Origin of the sequence: Diaphorobacter sp., from assembly GCF_050251835.1 — a bacterium.
Classification (GTDB): domain Bacteria; phylum Pseudomonadota; class Gammaproteobacteria; order Burkholderiales; family Burkholderiaceae_C; genus JBFXIE01.
Genome location: NZ_JBFWLZ010000016.1, coordinates 1 through 12,819, shown reverse-complemented (window position 1 = coordinate 12,819; position 12,819 = coordinate 1). Strand labels below are relative to the sequence as shown.

Here is a 12,819-nt window from a genome sequence, read left to right as displayed (position 1 = left end):
CCGCACCCTCCCATACAGCCATGAGCACTCCAGAAGTCGTGCGCGAAGCGCAACCCACCGAAGCCTACAACCCACTCGCCAAACAGAAGGCTGCGGCCAAGCTGTCGCGCATTCCCATCAAGGTGGAGCAGGGCGAAGTCCTCAAAAAGCCTGACTGGATCCGCGTGAAGGCGGGCAGCCCGACCACGCGCTTCTACGAAATCAAGAACATCCTGCGCGAGCACAAGCTGCATACCGTGTGCGAGGAGGCAAGCTGCCCCAACATCGGCGAATGCTTTGGCAAAGGCACGGCCACCTTCATGATCATGGGCGACAAGTGCACGCGCCGCTGTCCGTTTTGCGACGTGGGCCATGGCAGGCCCGACCCGCTGGACAAGGACGAACCGCTGAACCTGGCCAAAACCATTGCCGCACTCCAGCTGAAATACGTTGTCATCACCAGCGTGGACCGCGACGACCTGCGCGATGGCGGCAGCGGCCACTTTGTCGAATGCATCCAGCGCATCCGTGAGCTGGCGCCCGACACGCAGATCGAGATTCTCACGCCCGATTTCCGCGGTCGCGACGACCGCGCGCTGGAGATCCTCAAGGCCGCGCCACCCGACGTGATGAACCACAACCTGGAGACCGTGCCGCGCCTCTACAAGGAGGCGCGCCCCGGCTCGGACTACCAGTTCAGCCTCAACCTGCTGCAAAAGTTCAAGCAGCTGCATCCCGACGTGCCCACCAAGAGCGGCCTGATGCTGGGCCTGGGCGAGACGGACAACGAGATTTTGCAGGTGATGCGCGACATGCGTGCGCACGGCATCGACATGCTGACCATCGGCCAATACCTTGCGCCCACCAACAGCCATCTGCCGGTGCGCCGCTACGTGCATCCCGACACCTTCAAGATGTTCGAAAAAGCAGCCTACGACATGGGCTTCAGCCACGCCGCCGTGGGCGCCATGGTGCGCAGCAGCTACCACGCTGACCAGCAGGCGCACGCCGCGGGCGTGTGATGTGCGCGATAGCTACGCAACACAAGCCCAAAAAGCTCTCAGCGCTTTGAAATCAAGCGCCTGCAGCTATTGATTAGATAGCAACTCAAGGCGCCGTCAGCAGGGCGGCAGGTTCGTCCTGATCCAGCACCTGCTGCGCCCAGCCCGCAAGCTTGCGGGCGTCGGCGCGCAAAATTTCCTGCTTGACCGCCGGGATTTGTGACGGCTGCATTGAAAAGCTGCGCAACCCCAAGCCCAGCAGCAGACGGGTCATGTCGGCGTCGCCGGCCATCTCGCCGCAGACGCTCACGCTCTTGCCCTGGCGCGCGCCTTCGTCGATCACGTCGGCCACCAGCCGCAGGACTGCCGGATGCAGCGGGTCGTACAGATGGGCGACGGCTTCGTCGGCGCGGTCGATGGCCAGCGCGTACTGGATCAGATCATTGGTGCCGATCGACAAAAAATCAAAGTAACGCAGGAACTGGCGCACGATGAGCGCCGCTGCGGGCACCTCGATCATGGCGCCCAGCTGCACCGGGCCGTAGCTGGCGCCACGCGCATCCAGCTCGGAGCGCGCCAAGTCCACCTGGGCCAGTGTCTGGCGAATCTCACCGACATGCGCCAGCATTGGAAACAACAGCCGCACCGGCCCATGCGCCGCCGCGCGCAGCACCGCGCGCAACTGGGTACGGAACATGGCCGGGTCGGCCAGGCTCCAGCGGATGGCGCGCAGTCCCAGCGCAGGGTTGAGCGAGTGATCCTTATGGCCCTTGTCCAGGGGCTTGTCGGCGCCCACGTCCACGGTGCGTATGGTCACCGGCAGGCCCTGCATGCCCTCGATGGCCTGACGATAGGCGCTGTACTGCTCATCCTCATCGGGCAGGCGGCCGCTGCGGCCCATGAACAGGAACTCGCTGCGAAACAGGCCTACGCCCACCGCACCGGCACGCAGTGCGGCGGCGGCGTCTGCGGGCTGCTCGATGTTGGCCAGCAGCTCAATGGCCTGTGCGTCCAGCGTGACAGCCGGCGTGTGGCGCAGCCGCATGAGGCGCTCGCGCTCCAGCGTGATCTGGCGCTGGCGAAAAGCGTACTCGGCCAGGATGATGGGCGACGGGTCAACGATCACCACGCCGGCGTCGCCGTCGATGATGACCCAGTCGTCCTGCCGCACCAGCTGGCTGGCGCCGCGCGCGCCCACCACGGCCGGAATGTCCATGCTGCGCGCGACGATGGCCGTGTGGCTGGTCTTGCCGCCCACGTCAGTGACGAAACCGGCAAACACGCTTTGCTTGAACTGCAGCATGTCGGCCGGCGACAGGTCGTGCGCCACCAGCACCAGCGGCGCATCGGCCGCGCCGCCCAGCAAGAATTCGGCCTCTGCGCCCGCCTCGGCCTGGCGGCGCGGGCTGCTGGGTGGCGGGGCCACAGGGCTGGCCACGCCCTTCATGTGGCGCAGGATGCGCTCCACCACCTGCTCCAGGTCGGCCTTGCGCTCGCGCAGGTATTCGTCCTCCATCTCGTCGAACTGGCGGCTGATGATCTCCAGCTGCGTGGTCAGCGCCCATTCGGCGTTGTACAGGCGGTCGGTGATCCAGTGCTTGACGCCGTTCACCAGCATCTCGTCTTGCAGCAGCATCAGGTGCACGTCCAGCAGCGCCGCCAGTTCGTGTGGGGCATCGTGCGGCATCTCGGCCTGCAGGCGCTGCAGCTCTTCGATCACGGCATTGCGGGCGTGACGCGCGCGCAGAATCTCGGAATTAACCTGTTCGGGCTGAATGAAGTAGTGCACCACCTCCACGCGGCTGGACGTCGCCAGCACCGCCCGCCCGATGGCAATACCGCGCGCGACGGCGAGGCCGTGGATGGAGAAAGTCATATCGATCCCACCCGCCCTTTACTCGCCCTCGCCAAACTTGCCATCGATGAGCGCCACAAGCGCATCCATCGCCTCTTGCTCCTGCGCTCCGTCGGTTTCCACCTCGACCTCCGAGCCCAGCCCCGCGGCCAGCATCATCACGCCCATGATGCTTTTGGCATTGATACGGCGATCGCCCCGGCTCATCCATACATCACACGGGAAACTGCCCGCCAGCTTGGTCAGCTTGGCGGAGGCACGGGCATGCAGGCCCAGCTTGTTACTGATGCGTACGGTTTTCTTGATCATCGAAGGCTTGTCGGTTCCGGGGCTGGCATGGCGGCCGCCACCTGCATGACGCCCTGCGCTCCCCCGACGATGGCACGCGCAGCCAGCGCATCCAGCGGCTCTGCGCGGTAGGTCAGGGCACGCAGCACCATGGGCAGGTTCAGACCCGCGACGAGGCGCGAGCGCACGTCGTCTACCAGCCGCTGGGCCACATTGCAAGGCGTGGCACCGAACACGTCGCACAGCACCAGCACGGGCGCATCACTGTGCGCGGCCAGCAGCGCGCGCGCGCCAGCCAGCGTTTGCTCGGGCGGCTCGTCGGGGGGCACGTCCAGGGCCAGCACATCGTCGGCGCAATCGGGAAACACGTGCAGCGCGCCTGCGCGCATTGCGTGCGCCAGGGGGGCGTGGGCGATGATGAAAAGACGTGTGTTCATGGCCGTGGTGTGACCGGCATTATCACCGTGCCTGCAGACCTGCGCGGCACTGCCCGGTTCAGTGGCGCGATGGCACTGCCGAACTTCTTGCGCGCCACGCAATCACAAGGCAATGCAGGGCTCTTGGTCATCGCCCCGTGCGGCACAATGCCCTGCGTCCGCGAGCAGGCGGCGCGCAGGCGGGCCGAAAAAGTCACAAAGGCCGCGTGCGCCACTGAAGATCACGACAAAGCACAGGAACACACGACATGCAGATCAGGAAATGGCTGGCGGCAGGCGCGGTGGCGGCATGTGCCGCCGCAGCGGCCTTATGGGTGCTGGACACGGGTACGCAGGCGGCTCCGCAGTCCACCTTTGTCCTGCTGGACGGCTCGCAGCAGACCACCGCCGACCTCAAGGGCAAGGTGACACTGGTGAACTTCTGGGCCACCAGCTGCACCACCTGCGTGGCGGAGATGCCCGAGATCGTCGCCACTTATGACAAGTACAAGGGCCGGGGCTTCGAGACGCTGGCCGTGGCCATGAGCTACGACCCGCCGAGCTACGTCGTCAACTTCAGCGAGACGCGCAAGCTGCCGTTCAAGGTGGCCATCGACAACACCGGTACGGTGGCCAAGGCCTGGGGCGACGTGAAGCTGACGCCTACCACCTTCATCGTCAACAAGCGCGGCGAAATCGTGAAAAGCTTCGTGGGCGCGCCCGACTTTGCCGAGCTGCACAAGCTCATCGAGCGCCTTCTGGCACAGGCCTGACACCCATCACCGTTGCCGCATCAATGGCAAAGGCCGATTTCTTGATCGAAATCGGCCTTTGGCACTTATGAGTCAAGCGTAAACAGCTATCGAAAAAATAGCAGATCAGCGCGAGCGGTACGCGTCGTGGCAAGCCTTGCAGGAGCTGGCTGCGGGGCCGAAGGCAGCTTTCAGGTTGTCCAGATTGCCGGTCTTGGCGGCGGCGGCCAGCTTGACGGCCTCGGCCTTGAACTTGTCGGCATGCTCGTTGAACTTGGCCTGCTCGGTCCAGGCTTCTGGCTTGGCCTTATGTGCAGCGCCCTTGTCGGTGCCCGGGCCGAAGGCGGTCCAGGGCAGCGCGGCCAGCGAGGCGACCAGGTCAGCGTTTTCTTGCGCGACCTTGGCGTCGAAAGGCGCTTTGCCGTTGACCATGGCGCCGATGCGCCCGAAATGCTGGCCGATCACGAACAGCGAGCCTTGGCGGTACTTGATGGCGTCTTCAGACTTGGCAAACTGGGCAGCAGCAGGCAACGACACCAGCGTGACTGCAGCAGCAGCTGCGGCAAGAGCAATGGTTTTGAGTGACATGAAATGCACCTTGTCGTAAAAAAGAGGTCGAAGCGGCGACAGTTGAGTACGCTCGCCGGCGCGCAGTATGGCCCGCCTTTGTGACACAGCGCCCGCATGCACCGGTTCTTCGCTCGGAAATCCCGCCTTCAGATCGTAAACACGCCCGCAGGCCTGAGCCCGGCGTCCATGGACGGCCGTGGGTCGCGTCTTGCGGCGCAGCGCCCTGTTTGCCGGCCGCTGCTGCTCGTGTGCACAATAGCTGCGTCTTTTTTTGTTTCACCTGCCAGCCATGTCGCACACCGTACGCGTATGGGATTTGCCTACTCGCCTTTTTCATTGGAGTCTTGCCGCCACCACCGTCGCCCTGGTGGTCACCGCCAAGCTGGGCGGTAACGCCATGCAATGGCACCTACGTCTGGGCTACGTGATGCTGACGCTGCTGCTGTTCCGGTTGGTGTGGGGGCTGATCGGCGGGCACTGGTCGCGCTTTGCCAACTTTGTGCCCACTCCCGCGCGTTTGGCGCGCCACCTGACCGGCAAAGAGTACGAGGACCCTCAGCAAGTTGCTGATGCGCAGCGACTGGGGCATTCGCCGCTGGGCGCGCTGTCGGTGCTGGGCATGCTGGCGGCACTGGTAGCCCAGCTGGTCAGTGGGCTGATGAGCGATGACGAAATTGCATTTGCCGGATCGCTGTCACGCTTTGTCTCCGGCGAATGGGTGGGCCAGGCCACCTGGTTCCACAAGGACGTGGGCCAGTACCTGCTGATCGGCCTGGTGGTGCTGCACCTGCTGGCCATCACCTTTTATGTACTCGTGCGGCGGCAGCCGCTGGTGCGCGCAATCCTGTACGGCGACAAGCATCTGACCGAGGGCTCGACCCATGCAACGGCTTCGCGCGACGATGCGGCCAGCCGCACTCTCGCAACACTGGTGGTGACCCTGTGCGGCCTGGTGGCCTGGTGGGTAGCCAGACTGGGGGCTTTTTAGCAGTCCGGTGAGCCCTCGCGGCTACACTGAATACCGTATTTGTCTTGCCAGACCGTTTGCACAGTGGATCATCTTCCTGACGTTACGCTGCTAATCCCCACACTGCCCCACGAGATGGACATAGTGCGCGAGATCTTCCAGGAGTACGCTGACAGCCTGGATGTGGATCTGTCGTTTCAAAACTTCGCCGCTGAGCTGCTCACACTGCCGGGCGAGTACGCGCCGCCGCGCGGACACCTGCTGTTGGCCCAGGTTGAAGGCAGCATCGCTGGCTGTTGCGCCTTGCGGCCACTGGACTGCGCAGACTATCCCAATGCCTGCGAGATGAAGCGCCTCTTCGTGCGCAAGGCGTTTCGCGGATTCGGTCTGGGCCGTCAGCTGGCCGAGGCGATGCTGGACTATGCCCGGCTAGCGGACTACCACTGCGTGCTGCTTGACACCTTGGACAGCATGGAGTCTGCGCGTGCGCTGTACGCAGAGCTGGGCTTCGAAGAGATTCCGCCCTACTACCACAACCCAGTGCCGGGCTCACATTATCTGAAGGCAAATCTTTTATAGCCGTTTGGCCTCTAGCCCCCGTAAAACAAGCGCCCCCAGCTACTAATTACATAGCGAAATACAAAACGCCGCCCCAGCCTGGCGACTGCGGCGGCGTTCTGTCTTTGGTGATCTGGTGCGCTTTGAACCGATACGGTCAGGTGCAGCCTGACGGCCTGCACGCGTTTTGCGCACGGATGCGCGGTGGCTTTATGCCTTCGCCTGCGCCAGCAGCGTGGCCGCGTCGCTCACCTCGAACTTGCCGGGGCCTTCCACGTTCAGCGCCACCACCTTGCCGTCCTTGACCAGCATGGAGTAGCGATTGCTGCGCAGACCCAGACCCTTGCCGTTCAGATCCAGCGTAAGGCCCGTGGCCTTGGCAAAGGCGGCGTCACCGTCCGCCAGCATGCGCACCTTGCCGTCCGTCTTCTGGTCACGCGCCCAGGCGCCCATCACGAAGGCATCGTTCACCGCCAGGCACCAGATCTCATCGACACCAGCGGCCTTGAGGGCGTCAGCGTGTTCGACGTAGCCAGGCACATGCCTGGCCGAGCAGGTGGGCGTGAAGGCGCCAGGCACCGCGAACAGTGCGATGGTCTTGCCTGCCGCGGCCTTTTGCACATCGACCGGGTTGGGGCCGATGCTGCAGCCATTGCCCTCGACTTCCGAATACTCCATCAGGGTGATGGCGGGCAGCGTATCGCCGACTTGGATCATAAAAATCTCCTTGGTTGAGCGTTGAAGAGCCAGCGGAACCCACCCGTGCAGGCCCCGAAAACAAAAACGACCCACATTGTGGGTCGTTTTTAGAGGGCCTGCAGACCGAGATCTGCGAAGACTTAGAGCAGTCCGGCCTTTTGCACCAGACGGGTCGCCACCCAGTTCTTCGTCTTGGACAGCGGACGGCTTTCCGTGATCTCGATGGTGTCGCCCATCTTGTACTCGCCGTTTTCGTCGTGGGCGTGGTACTTGCTCGACTTGATCATGATCTTGTCGTAAATGGGATGCTTCACGCGGCGCTCGACCAGCACGGTCACGGTCTTGGCGCGCTTGTCGCTGACCACCTTGCCAACCAAGGTGCGCTTGAGGGATTTTTTAGCTTCCGTCATGTTCGCTCCTTAAGCCTTCACGGTGTCAGCGGCTTGCTTTTCAGCAAGGATGGTCTTGGCACGGGCGATGTCGCGGCGCGTGGCCTTGATCGTCGCAGTGTTGCCCAATTGTTGCGTGGCTTTTTGCATGCGCAGACCGAAGTGGGCCTTTTGCAGCGACTTGATTTCGGCTTCCAGGCCGGCCACGTCTTTTTGGCGGAGTTCAGCAGCTTTCGTCATGTTGATGTCTCCTTAAGCGCCAATCTGACGGGCGACGAAGGTGGTGCGCAGCGGCAGCTTGGCAGCAGCCAGGCGGAACGCTTCGCGGGCCAGCTCTTCAGGCACGCCAACGATCTCGAACACCACCTTGCCGGGTTGGATCTCGGCGACGTAGTACTCGGGGTTGCCCTTGCCGTTACCCATACGCACTTCAGCGGGCTTGGTGGAAATCGGCTTGTCGGGAAACACGCGGATCCAGATACGACCACCACGCTTGACGTGGCGAGAGATCGCACGGCGCGCGGCCTCGATCTGGCGGGCCGTCAGACGGCCACGATCCGTGCACTTCAGGCCGAAGTCACCGAAAGCTACCGAATTGCCACGTGTGGCAACGCCGGTGTTGCGGCCTTTTTGTTCCTTACGGAACTTGCGGCGAGCAGGTTGCAGCATATTTATTCTCCTTTACCGTCCGCCGCTGCGGCAGCGGGCGCGCTCTTGACGCGCTTAACGGAATCGCCACCAGCGCCGGCGGGCTTGTCGCTACCGTCGGCAGGGGCTGTGTTGGTGCCCATCGGGCGGCGGCCACCACGGCCTGCACCGGCGCGGTCGCCAGGGCGGCCATCGCCACGACCATCACGACGGGGACCGCGGGGGCGGCGCTCTTCTTCAGGGCGCGGCGTTTCTGCGGCTGGCAGGTCGTTACGACCCAGTGTGTCGCCCTTGTAGACCCACACCTTCACGCCGATCACACCGTAGGTGGTCTTGGCTTCCGAGGTGCCGTAGTCGATGTCGGCGCGCAGGGTGTGCAGCGGCACACGGCCTTCGCGGTACCACTCGGTACGTGCGATTTCGATACCGTTCAAGCGGCCAGCGGACATGATCTTGATGCCCTGGGCACCCAGACGCATGGCGTTCTGCATGGCGCGCTTCATGGCGCGGCGGAACATGATGCGCTTTTCCAGCTGCTGGGTGATGCTGTCAGCGATCAGCTTGGCATCGATCTCAGGCTTGCGCACTTCCTCGATGTTCACAGCAACCGGCACGCCCAGGCGTGTGGCGAGTTCCTTCTTCAGGTTCTCGATGTCTTCGCCCTTCTTGCCGATCACCACGCCCGGACGAGCCGAGTAAATGGTGATACGGGCGTTCTTGGCGGGGCGCTCGATCAGAATGCGCGAGACGGCGGCGTTCTTCAGCTTGGCCTTCAGGAACTCGCGCACCTTGATGTCTTCGGCCAGCATGCCGGCGAAGTCACGATTGCTCGCGTACCAGCGGCTGGCCCAGTTGCGGCTGACCGATAGGCGAAAGCCGGTAGGATGGATTTTCTGTCCCATATTCGTTCCTATTGGCCTTAGTTACCCACGGTCACGTAGATGTGACACGTAGGCTTGCTGATACGGTTGCCGCGGCCCTTGGCGCGCGCGGTGAAGCGCTTGAGCGTTGTGCCCTGCTCGACGAAGATGGTCTTGACCTTCAGTTCGTCGATGTCGGCGCCGTCGTTGTGCTCGGCATTGGCAATGGCGGATTCCAGAACCTTCTTGACGATCACGGCAGCTTTTTTCTGCGTGAAAGCCAGGATGTTCAGGGCTTGATCCACTTTTTTGCCGCGGATCAGATCAGCAACCAGGCGACCCTTGTCGACCGACAGACGGACGCCCCGGAGGACTGCACGTGTTTCAGACATGGTCGTTCCTTATTTCTTCTGGACTTTTTTGTCCGCCGGGTGACCCTTGAAGGTGCGCGTCAGGGCGAACTCGCCCAGCTTGTGGCCCACCATCTGGTCGGTGACATACACCGGTACGTGCTGCTTGCCGTTATGCACGGCAATGGTCAGACCGATGAACTCGGGCAGAACCATGGAGCGGCGCGACCAGGTCTTGACTGGCTTCTTGTCCTTGGTGGCGATAGCCTTTTCGACCTTGGCCAGCAAGTGATGGTCAACAAACGGACCCTTTTTGAGAGAACGAGTCATTTGCTACCCCTTACTTCTTACGACGCGACACAATCATGACTTGTGTGCGTTTGTTGTTACGGGTGCGGTAGCCCTTCGTCAGGTTGCCCCATGGGTCAACAGCATGACGGCCCTCGCCAGTACGGCCTTCACCACCACCGTGCGGGTGGTCGATCGGGTTCATGGCAACGCCACGCACCGTGGGACGGATACCCATCCAACGCTTCACACCGGCCTTGCCCAACTGGCGCAGGCTGTGTTCTTCGTTGGCAACTTCACCAATGGTGGCGCGGCACTCGATGTGGATCTTGCGCACTTCGCCAGAACGCATACGCACCTGGGCGTACACGCCTTCGCGGGCCAGCAGCGTGGCCGACGTGCCAGCAGAGCGAGCGATCTGCGCACCTGCACCGGGCTTGAGCTCGATGCAGTGGATGGTCGAACCCACAGGAATGTTGCGGATCGGCAGAGTGTTGCCCACGCGGATCGGAGCTTCGGAGCCGCTGACGATCGTGGCGCCCACTTCCAGGTTGCGCGGAGCAATGATGTAGCGACGCTCACCGTCGGCATAGCACACCAGGGCGATGTGGGCCGTGCGGTTAGGGTCGTACTCGATGCGCTCCACCTTGGCGGGGATGGCGTCTTTATTGCGACGGAAGTCCACCACGCGGTAGTGGTGCTTGTGGCCACCGCCCTTGTGGCGGGTGGTGATGTGACCGTTGTTGTTGCGGCCGGCCTTCTGGAACTGGGGCTCCAGCAGTGCAGCAAACGCCTCACCCTTGTACAGGTGGTCACGCGAAATCTTCACCGCGCCGCGCTGGCCCGGGGAAGTGGGTTTGATCTTGATAACGGCCATGGTTTACGCAGCCTCCCCGGACAGGTTCAGCTCTTGACCTTCCTTCAACAGCACATAGGCCTTGCGCACGTTGTCGCGGCGGCCCACGGTCTTGCCAAAGCGCTTGGTCTTGCCTTTGGTGTTCACCACAGAAACGCCCTTGACCTCCACCTTGAACATCAGTTCCACGGCAGCCTTGATCTCGGGCTTGGTTGCGTTCTGCAGCACCTTGAACGTCACAGCGTTGGACTTCTCGGCAACCATAGTGGCCTTTTCGGACACGATGGGAGCCACCAACACCTGCATCAGACGACCTTCGTCAAACTTGAGCGTGCTCATGCGAACATCTCCTTGAGTTTGTCGATCGCGCCCTTGGTGACGAGCACTTTCTTGTAGTGAACCAGCGACACGGGGTCTGCATAACGCGGCTCGGTCACGAACACGTTCTTCAGATTGCGCGATGCCAGGTACAGGTTTTCATCGACTTCATCGGCGATCACCATCACCGATTGCAGGTTCATGGCCTTGAACTTGTCGGCCAAAACCTTGGTCTTGGGCGTATCAAGCTTCAGGGACTCCACCACCGCCAGGCGGCCTTCGCGGGCCAGCTGCGACAGAATGGAAGCCATGCCGGCGCGATACATCTTCTTGTTGATCTTGTGCGAGAAGTTTTCTTCAGGCAGGTTCGGGAAAATGCGACCGCCCCCGCGCCACAGCGGCGAAGAGGTCATACCAGCGCGCGCATTACCGGTGCCTTTTTGCTTGAAAGGCTTTTTGGTCGAGTGACGAACCTGCTCGCGATCCTTCTGGGCACGCGTACCCTGGCGAGCATTCGCCTTGTAGGCGACGACGATCTGATGGATCAGGTCTTCGTTGTATTGACGATCGAACACGGTCTCTGGCACTTCCACCTTGGAAGCTGCCTGGCCTTGTTCATTCAGGAGTTCGAGCTGCATTAGTTCGCTCCTTTGGAAGCTGGCGCCTTGATGGCCGGACGCACCGTGACGAACCCACCCTTGGAGCCCGGAACAGCGCCCTTGATCAAGAGCAGTTGACGCGCTTCGTCGATGCGAATCACGTCGAGGTTTTGCGTGGTGACAGTGACGTCACCCATATGACCCGTCATCTTCTTGCCAGGGAACACGCGACCCGGATCCTGCGCCATCGAAATGGAGCCAGGAACGTTGTGCGAACGGCTGTTACCGTGCGACGCGCGTTGCGAGCTAAAGTTGTGACGCTTGATAGTGCCGGCATAGCCCTTACCGATCGAGGTGCCCTGCACATCGACTTTCTGGCCCACACTGAACACATCAGCCACCGGAACGGCGCTGCCAGCAGCATATTTGCCAGCAGTTTCAGCAGTCACGCGGAATTCACGGATGATTTCACCGGCTTCGACACCTGCCTTGGCGAGGTGGCCGGCTTCAGGCTTGGTTACGCGCGATGCCTTGCGCGAACCGAACGTGACCTGCAAGGACACGTAGCCATCGTTCTCTTGGGTTTTCACCTGGGTCACACGGTTGTTGGACACATCCACCACCGTGACGGGCACTGCATCCCCGTCATCCGTGAACAGACGCATCATGCCCACCTTGCGACCCAGCAACCCGAGGGAGTTGCTCAGACTCATTGGTTGTACTCCAAAACTTCCGCCGCCCCGACTTCAATTGGCCAAGGCGTTTGCCCGCAAGCATCGGCCAAAACAGCCAGCACCTGCACACACGAAAGAAGGTTGATAAAACTCCGCGCCGCTTACCCAACATGGGGCGTAAAACGCGAAGCCGCAAATTATAACGCGGACCACTTTTGCAAGCAAGTCCGCGTCAGCGGCAACCCGGCACCTGTTGTGCGCCCGGTTGCCTCAAGCCACACAGCTGATTACTGCAGCTTGATTTCGACGTCCACGCCGGCAGGCAGGTCCAGCTTCATCAGAGCGTCCACCGTCTTGTCCGTGGGATCGACGATGTCCATCAGGCGCTGGTGCGTACGGATTTCAAACTGGTCGCGGCTGGTCTTGTTGACGTGCGGCGAACGCAGAATGTCGAAGCGCTTCATGCGTGTCGGCAGGGGCACGGGGCCCTTGACGATAGCGCCGGTGCGCTTGGCGGTATCAACGATTTCCGCTGCAGACTGGTCGATCAGCTTGTAGTCGAAGGCCTTCAGGCGGATGCGGATCTTTTGCTTGGACATTGTGTATTCCTTCCGTGCGTGCAGGATTACTCAATGATCTTGGCAACAACGCCGGCGCCCACGGTGCGGCCGCCTTCGCGGATAGCGAAGCGCAGGCCTTCTTCCATGGCGATGGGGTTGATCAGCTTCACGGTGATCGACACGTTATCGCCA

General features: G+C 62.1%; 19 protein-coding genes and 2 pseudogenes. 4 read left to right on the top strand and 17 right to left on the bottom strand.

The genetic code is table 11. The annotated features are described in order from the left end of the window. Window positions 1–20 precede the first annotated feature (20 nt). Complete coding sequence (gene lipA / locus AB7E35_RS07605; RefSeq protein ID WP_428163978.1) at window positions 21–1,001, top strand: lipoyl synthase; 981 nt, start codon at window positions 21–23, stop codon at window positions 999–1,001. An 85-nt stretch (window positions 1,002–1,086) separates the two neighbouring features. Here the strand turns inward: lipA and ptsP are convergent, their stop codons facing one another. The 3 genes and pseudogenes from ptsP to AB7E35_RS07590 form a co-directional block, all read right to left on the bottom strand. Next, window positions 1,087–2,856, bottom strand: a complete 1,770-nt coding sequence (ptsP, locus tag AB7E35_RS07600) for a phosphoenolpyruvate--protein phosphotransferase (RefSeq protein ID WP_428163977.1) — start codon at window positions 2,854–2,856, stop codon at window positions 1,087–1,089. 18 nt (window positions 2,857–2,874) lie between these two features. Then, complete coding sequence (locus AB7E35_RS07595) at window positions 2,875–3,144, bottom strand: HPr family phosphocarrier protein (RefSeq protein ID WP_428163976.1); 270 nt, start codon at window positions 3,142–3,144, stop codon at window positions 2,875–2,877. Beyond that, window positions 3,116–3,560: pseudogene (locus tag AB7E35_RS07590) on the bottom strand (PTS sugar transporter subunit IIA). Before AB7E35_RS07590 ends, AB7E35_RS07595 begins: the two are co-directional and overlap by 29 nt. A gap of 248 nt (window positions 3,561–3,808) precedes the next feature. Here AB7E35_RS07590 and AB7E35_RS07585 point away from each other — a divergent pair. Then, a complete protein-coding gene (locus AB7E35_RS07585) occupies window positions 3,809–4,312 on the top strand; it encodes a TlpA disulfide reductase family protein (protein ID WP_428167344.1) in 504 nt (167 codons plus the stop codon). A 105-nt stretch (window positions 4,313–4,417) separates the two neighbouring features. Here AB7E35_RS07585 and AB7E35_RS07580 read toward each other — a convergent pair whose 3' ends face one another. Then, the gene (locus AB7E35_RS07580) at window positions 4,418–4,879 is read right to left on the bottom strand and encodes a c-type cytochrome (protein WP_428163974.1); all 462 of its coding nucleotides are present in this window, start codon (window positions 4,877–4,879) and stop codon (window positions 4,418–4,420) included. A gap of 271 nt (window positions 4,880–5,150) precedes the next feature. On the opposite strand from AB7E35_RS07580, the gene AB7E35_RS07575 reads away from it, so the two are divergent. Beyond that, entirely contained in the window at window positions 5,151–5,849 is a 699-nt protein-coding gene (locus AB7E35_RS07575) for a cytochrome b/b6 domain-containing protein (protein WP_428163973.1), read from the top strand. A gap of 114 nt (window positions 5,850–5,963) precedes the next feature. Next, window positions 5,964–6,407, top strand: coding sequence for a GNAT family N-acetyltransferase (locus AB7E35_RS07570; protein WP_428163972.1), 444 nt, complete (start codon window positions 5,964–5,966; stop codon window positions 6,405–6,407). A 189-nt stretch (window positions 6,408–6,596) separates the two neighbouring features. On the opposite strand, the gene AB7E35_RS07565 is transcribed toward AB7E35_RS07570, so the two are convergent. From AB7E35_RS07565 to tuf, 13 genes and pseudogenes are all read right to left on the bottom strand, one after another. After that, entirely contained in the window at window positions 6,597–7,103 is a 507-nt protein-coding gene (locus AB7E35_RS07565; protein WP_428167343.1) for a peroxiredoxin, read from the bottom strand. A gap of 122 nt (window positions 7,104–7,225) precedes the next feature. After that, a complete protein-coding gene (gene rpsQ / locus AB7E35_RS07560; RefSeq protein WP_011803751.1) occupies window positions 7,226–7,495 on the bottom strand; it encodes a 30S ribosomal protein S17 in 270 nt (89 codons plus the stop codon). Window positions 7,496–7,504: 9 nt separating this feature from the next. Then, window positions 7,505–7,714, bottom strand: a complete 210-nt coding sequence (gene rpmC, locus AB7E35_RS07555) for a 50S ribosomal protein L29 (protein WP_428167342.1) — start codon at window positions 7,712–7,714, stop codon at window positions 7,505–7,507. 12 nt (window positions 7,715–7,726) lie between these two features. Then, the gene (gene rplP / locus AB7E35_RS07550; protein ID WP_011803749.1) at window positions 7,727–8,143 is read right to left on the bottom strand and encodes a 50S ribosomal protein L16; all 417 of its coding nucleotides are present in this window, start codon (window positions 8,141–8,143) and stop codon (window positions 7,727–7,729) included. A 2-nt stretch (window positions 8,144–8,145) separates the two neighbouring features. Continuing rightward, window positions 8,146–9,024 carry a 30S ribosomal protein S3 gene (gene rpsC, locus AB7E35_RS07545; RefSeq protein ID WP_428167341.1) on the bottom strand — a complete coding sequence of 293 codons (879 nt, stop codon included), beginning with the start codon at window positions 9,022–9,024 and terminating at the stop codon, window positions 8,146–8,148. 17 nt (window positions 9,025–9,041) lie between these two features. Continuing rightward, entirely contained in the window at window positions 9,042–9,374 is a 333-nt protein-coding gene (gene rplV / locus AB7E35_RS07540) for a 50S ribosomal protein L22 (protein WP_020229468.1), read from the bottom strand. 9 nt (window positions 9,375–9,383) lie between these two features. Then, window positions 9,384–9,662: a 30S ribosomal protein S19 gene (gene rpsS / locus AB7E35_RS07535; protein ID WP_024813777.1), complete on the bottom strand. Its 279-nt coding sequence runs from the start codon at window positions 9,660–9,662 to the stop codon at window positions 9,384–9,386. 10 nt (window positions 9,663–9,672) lie between these two features. Continuing rightward, window positions 9,673–10,497 (bottom strand): 50S ribosomal protein L2, encoded by an 825-nt coding sequence (gene rplB / locus AB7E35_RS07530; RefSeq protein WP_047349369.1) that lies wholly within the window; start codon window positions 10,495–10,497, stop codon window positions 9,673–9,675. Between the two features lie 3 nt (window positions 10,498–10,500). After that, window positions 10,501–10,815, bottom strand: coding sequence for a 50S ribosomal protein L23 (gene rplW, locus AB7E35_RS07525; RefSeq protein WP_406623500.1), 315 nt, complete (start codon window positions 10,813–10,815; stop codon window positions 10,501–10,503). Next, entirely contained in the window at window positions 10,812–11,432 is a 621-nt protein-coding gene (rplD, locus tag AB7E35_RS07520; RefSeq protein ID WP_428167340.1) for a 50S ribosomal protein L4, read from the bottom strand. Before rplD ends, rplW begins: the two co-directional genes overlap by 4 nt. Further along, window positions 11,432–12,106 carry a 50S ribosomal protein L3 gene (gene rplC / locus AB7E35_RS07515; RefSeq protein WP_428167339.1) on the bottom strand — a complete coding sequence of 225 codons (675 nt, stop codon included), beginning with the start codon at window positions 12,104–12,106 and terminating at the stop codon, window positions 11,432–11,434. Before rplC ends, rplD begins: the two co-directional genes overlap by 1 nt. Window positions 12,107–12,354: 248 nt before the next feature. Next, window positions 12,355–12,666: a 30S ribosomal protein S10 gene (gene rpsJ, locus AB7E35_RS07510; RefSeq protein WP_003059431.1), complete on the bottom strand. Its 312-nt coding sequence runs from the start codon at window positions 12,664–12,666 to the stop codon at window positions 12,355–12,357. Window positions 12,667–12,692: 26 nt separating this feature from the next. Then, window positions 12,693–12,819, bottom strand: a pseudogene (tuf, locus tag AB7E35_RS07505) (elongation factor Tu); the annotation flags it as partial.

Excerpts from the sequence above, each read along its gene's own strand:
- lipA (WP_428163978.1), top strand. The coding sequence starts at position 21 with ATGAGCACTCCAGAAGTCGTGCGCGAAGCGCAACCCACCGAAGCCTAC.
- ptsP (WP_428163977.1), bottom strand. The coding sequence starts at position 2,856 with ATGACTTTCTCCATCCACGGCCTCGCCGTCGCGCGCGGTATTGCCATC.
- AB7E35_RS07595 (WP_428163976.1), bottom strand. The coding sequence starts at position 3,144 with ATGATCAAGAAAACCGTACGCATCAGTAACAAGCTGGGCCTGCATGCC.
- AB7E35_RS07585 (WP_428167344.1), top strand. The coding sequence starts at position 3,809 with ATGCAGATCAGGAAATGGCTGGCGGCAGGCGCGGTGGCGGCATGTGCC.
- AB7E35_RS07580 (WP_428163974.1), bottom strand. The coding sequence starts at position 4,879 with ATGTCACTCAAAACCATTGCTCTTGCCGCAGCTGCTGCTGCAGTCACG.
- AB7E35_RS07575 (WP_428163973.1), top strand. The coding sequence starts at position 5,151 with ATGTCGCACACCGTACGCGTATGGGATTTGCCTACTCGCCTTTTTCAT.
- AB7E35_RS07570 (WP_428163972.1), top strand. The coding sequence starts at position 5,964 with ATGGACATAGTGCGCGAGATCTTCCAGGAGTACGCTGACAGCCTGGAT.
- AB7E35_RS07565 (WP_428167343.1), bottom strand. The coding sequence starts at position 7,103 with ATGATCCAAGTCGGCGATACGCTGCCCGCCATCACCCTGATGGAGTAT.
- rpsQ (WP_011803751.1), bottom strand. The coding sequence starts at position 7,495 with ATGACGGAAGCTAAAAAATCCCTCAAGCGCACCTTGGTTGGCAAGGTG.
- rpmC (WP_428167342.1), bottom strand. The coding sequence starts at position 7,714 with ATGACGAAAGCTGCTGAACTCCGCCAAAAAGACGTGGCCGGCCTGGAA.
- rplP (WP_011803749.1), bottom strand. The coding sequence starts at position 8,143 with ATGCTGCAACCTGCTCGCCGCAAGTTCCGTAAGGAACAAAAAGGCCGC.
- rpsC (WP_428167341.1), bottom strand. The coding sequence starts at position 9,024 with ATGGGACAGAAAATCCATCCTACCGGCTTTCGCCTATCGGTCAGCCGC.
- rplV (WP_020229468.1), bottom strand. The coding sequence starts at position 9,374 with ATGTCTGAAACACGTGCAGTCCTCCGGGGCGTCCGTCTGTCGGTCGAC.
- rpsS (WP_024813777.1), bottom strand. The coding sequence starts at position 9,662 with ATGACTCGTTCTCTCAAAAAGGGTCCGTTTGTTGACCATCACTTGCTG.
- rplB (WP_047349369.1), bottom strand. The coding sequence starts at position 10,497 with ATGGCCGTTATCAAGATCAAACCCACTTCCCCGGGCCAGCGCGGCGCG.
- rplW (WP_406623500.1), bottom strand. The coding sequence starts at position 10,815 with ATGAGCACGCTCAAGTTTGACGAAGGTCGTCTGATGCAGGTGTTGGTG.
- rplD (WP_428167340.1), bottom strand. The coding sequence starts at position 11,432 with ATGCAGCTCGAACTCCTGAATGAACAAGGCCAGGCAGCTTCCAAGGTG.
- rplC (WP_428167339.1), bottom strand. The coding sequence starts at position 12,106 with ATGAGTCTGAGCAACTCCCTCGGGTTGCTGGGTCGCAAGGTGGGCATG.
- rpsJ (WP_003059431.1), bottom strand. The coding sequence starts at position 12,666 with ATGTCCAAGCAAAAGATCCGCATCCGCCTGAAGGCCTTCGACTACAAG.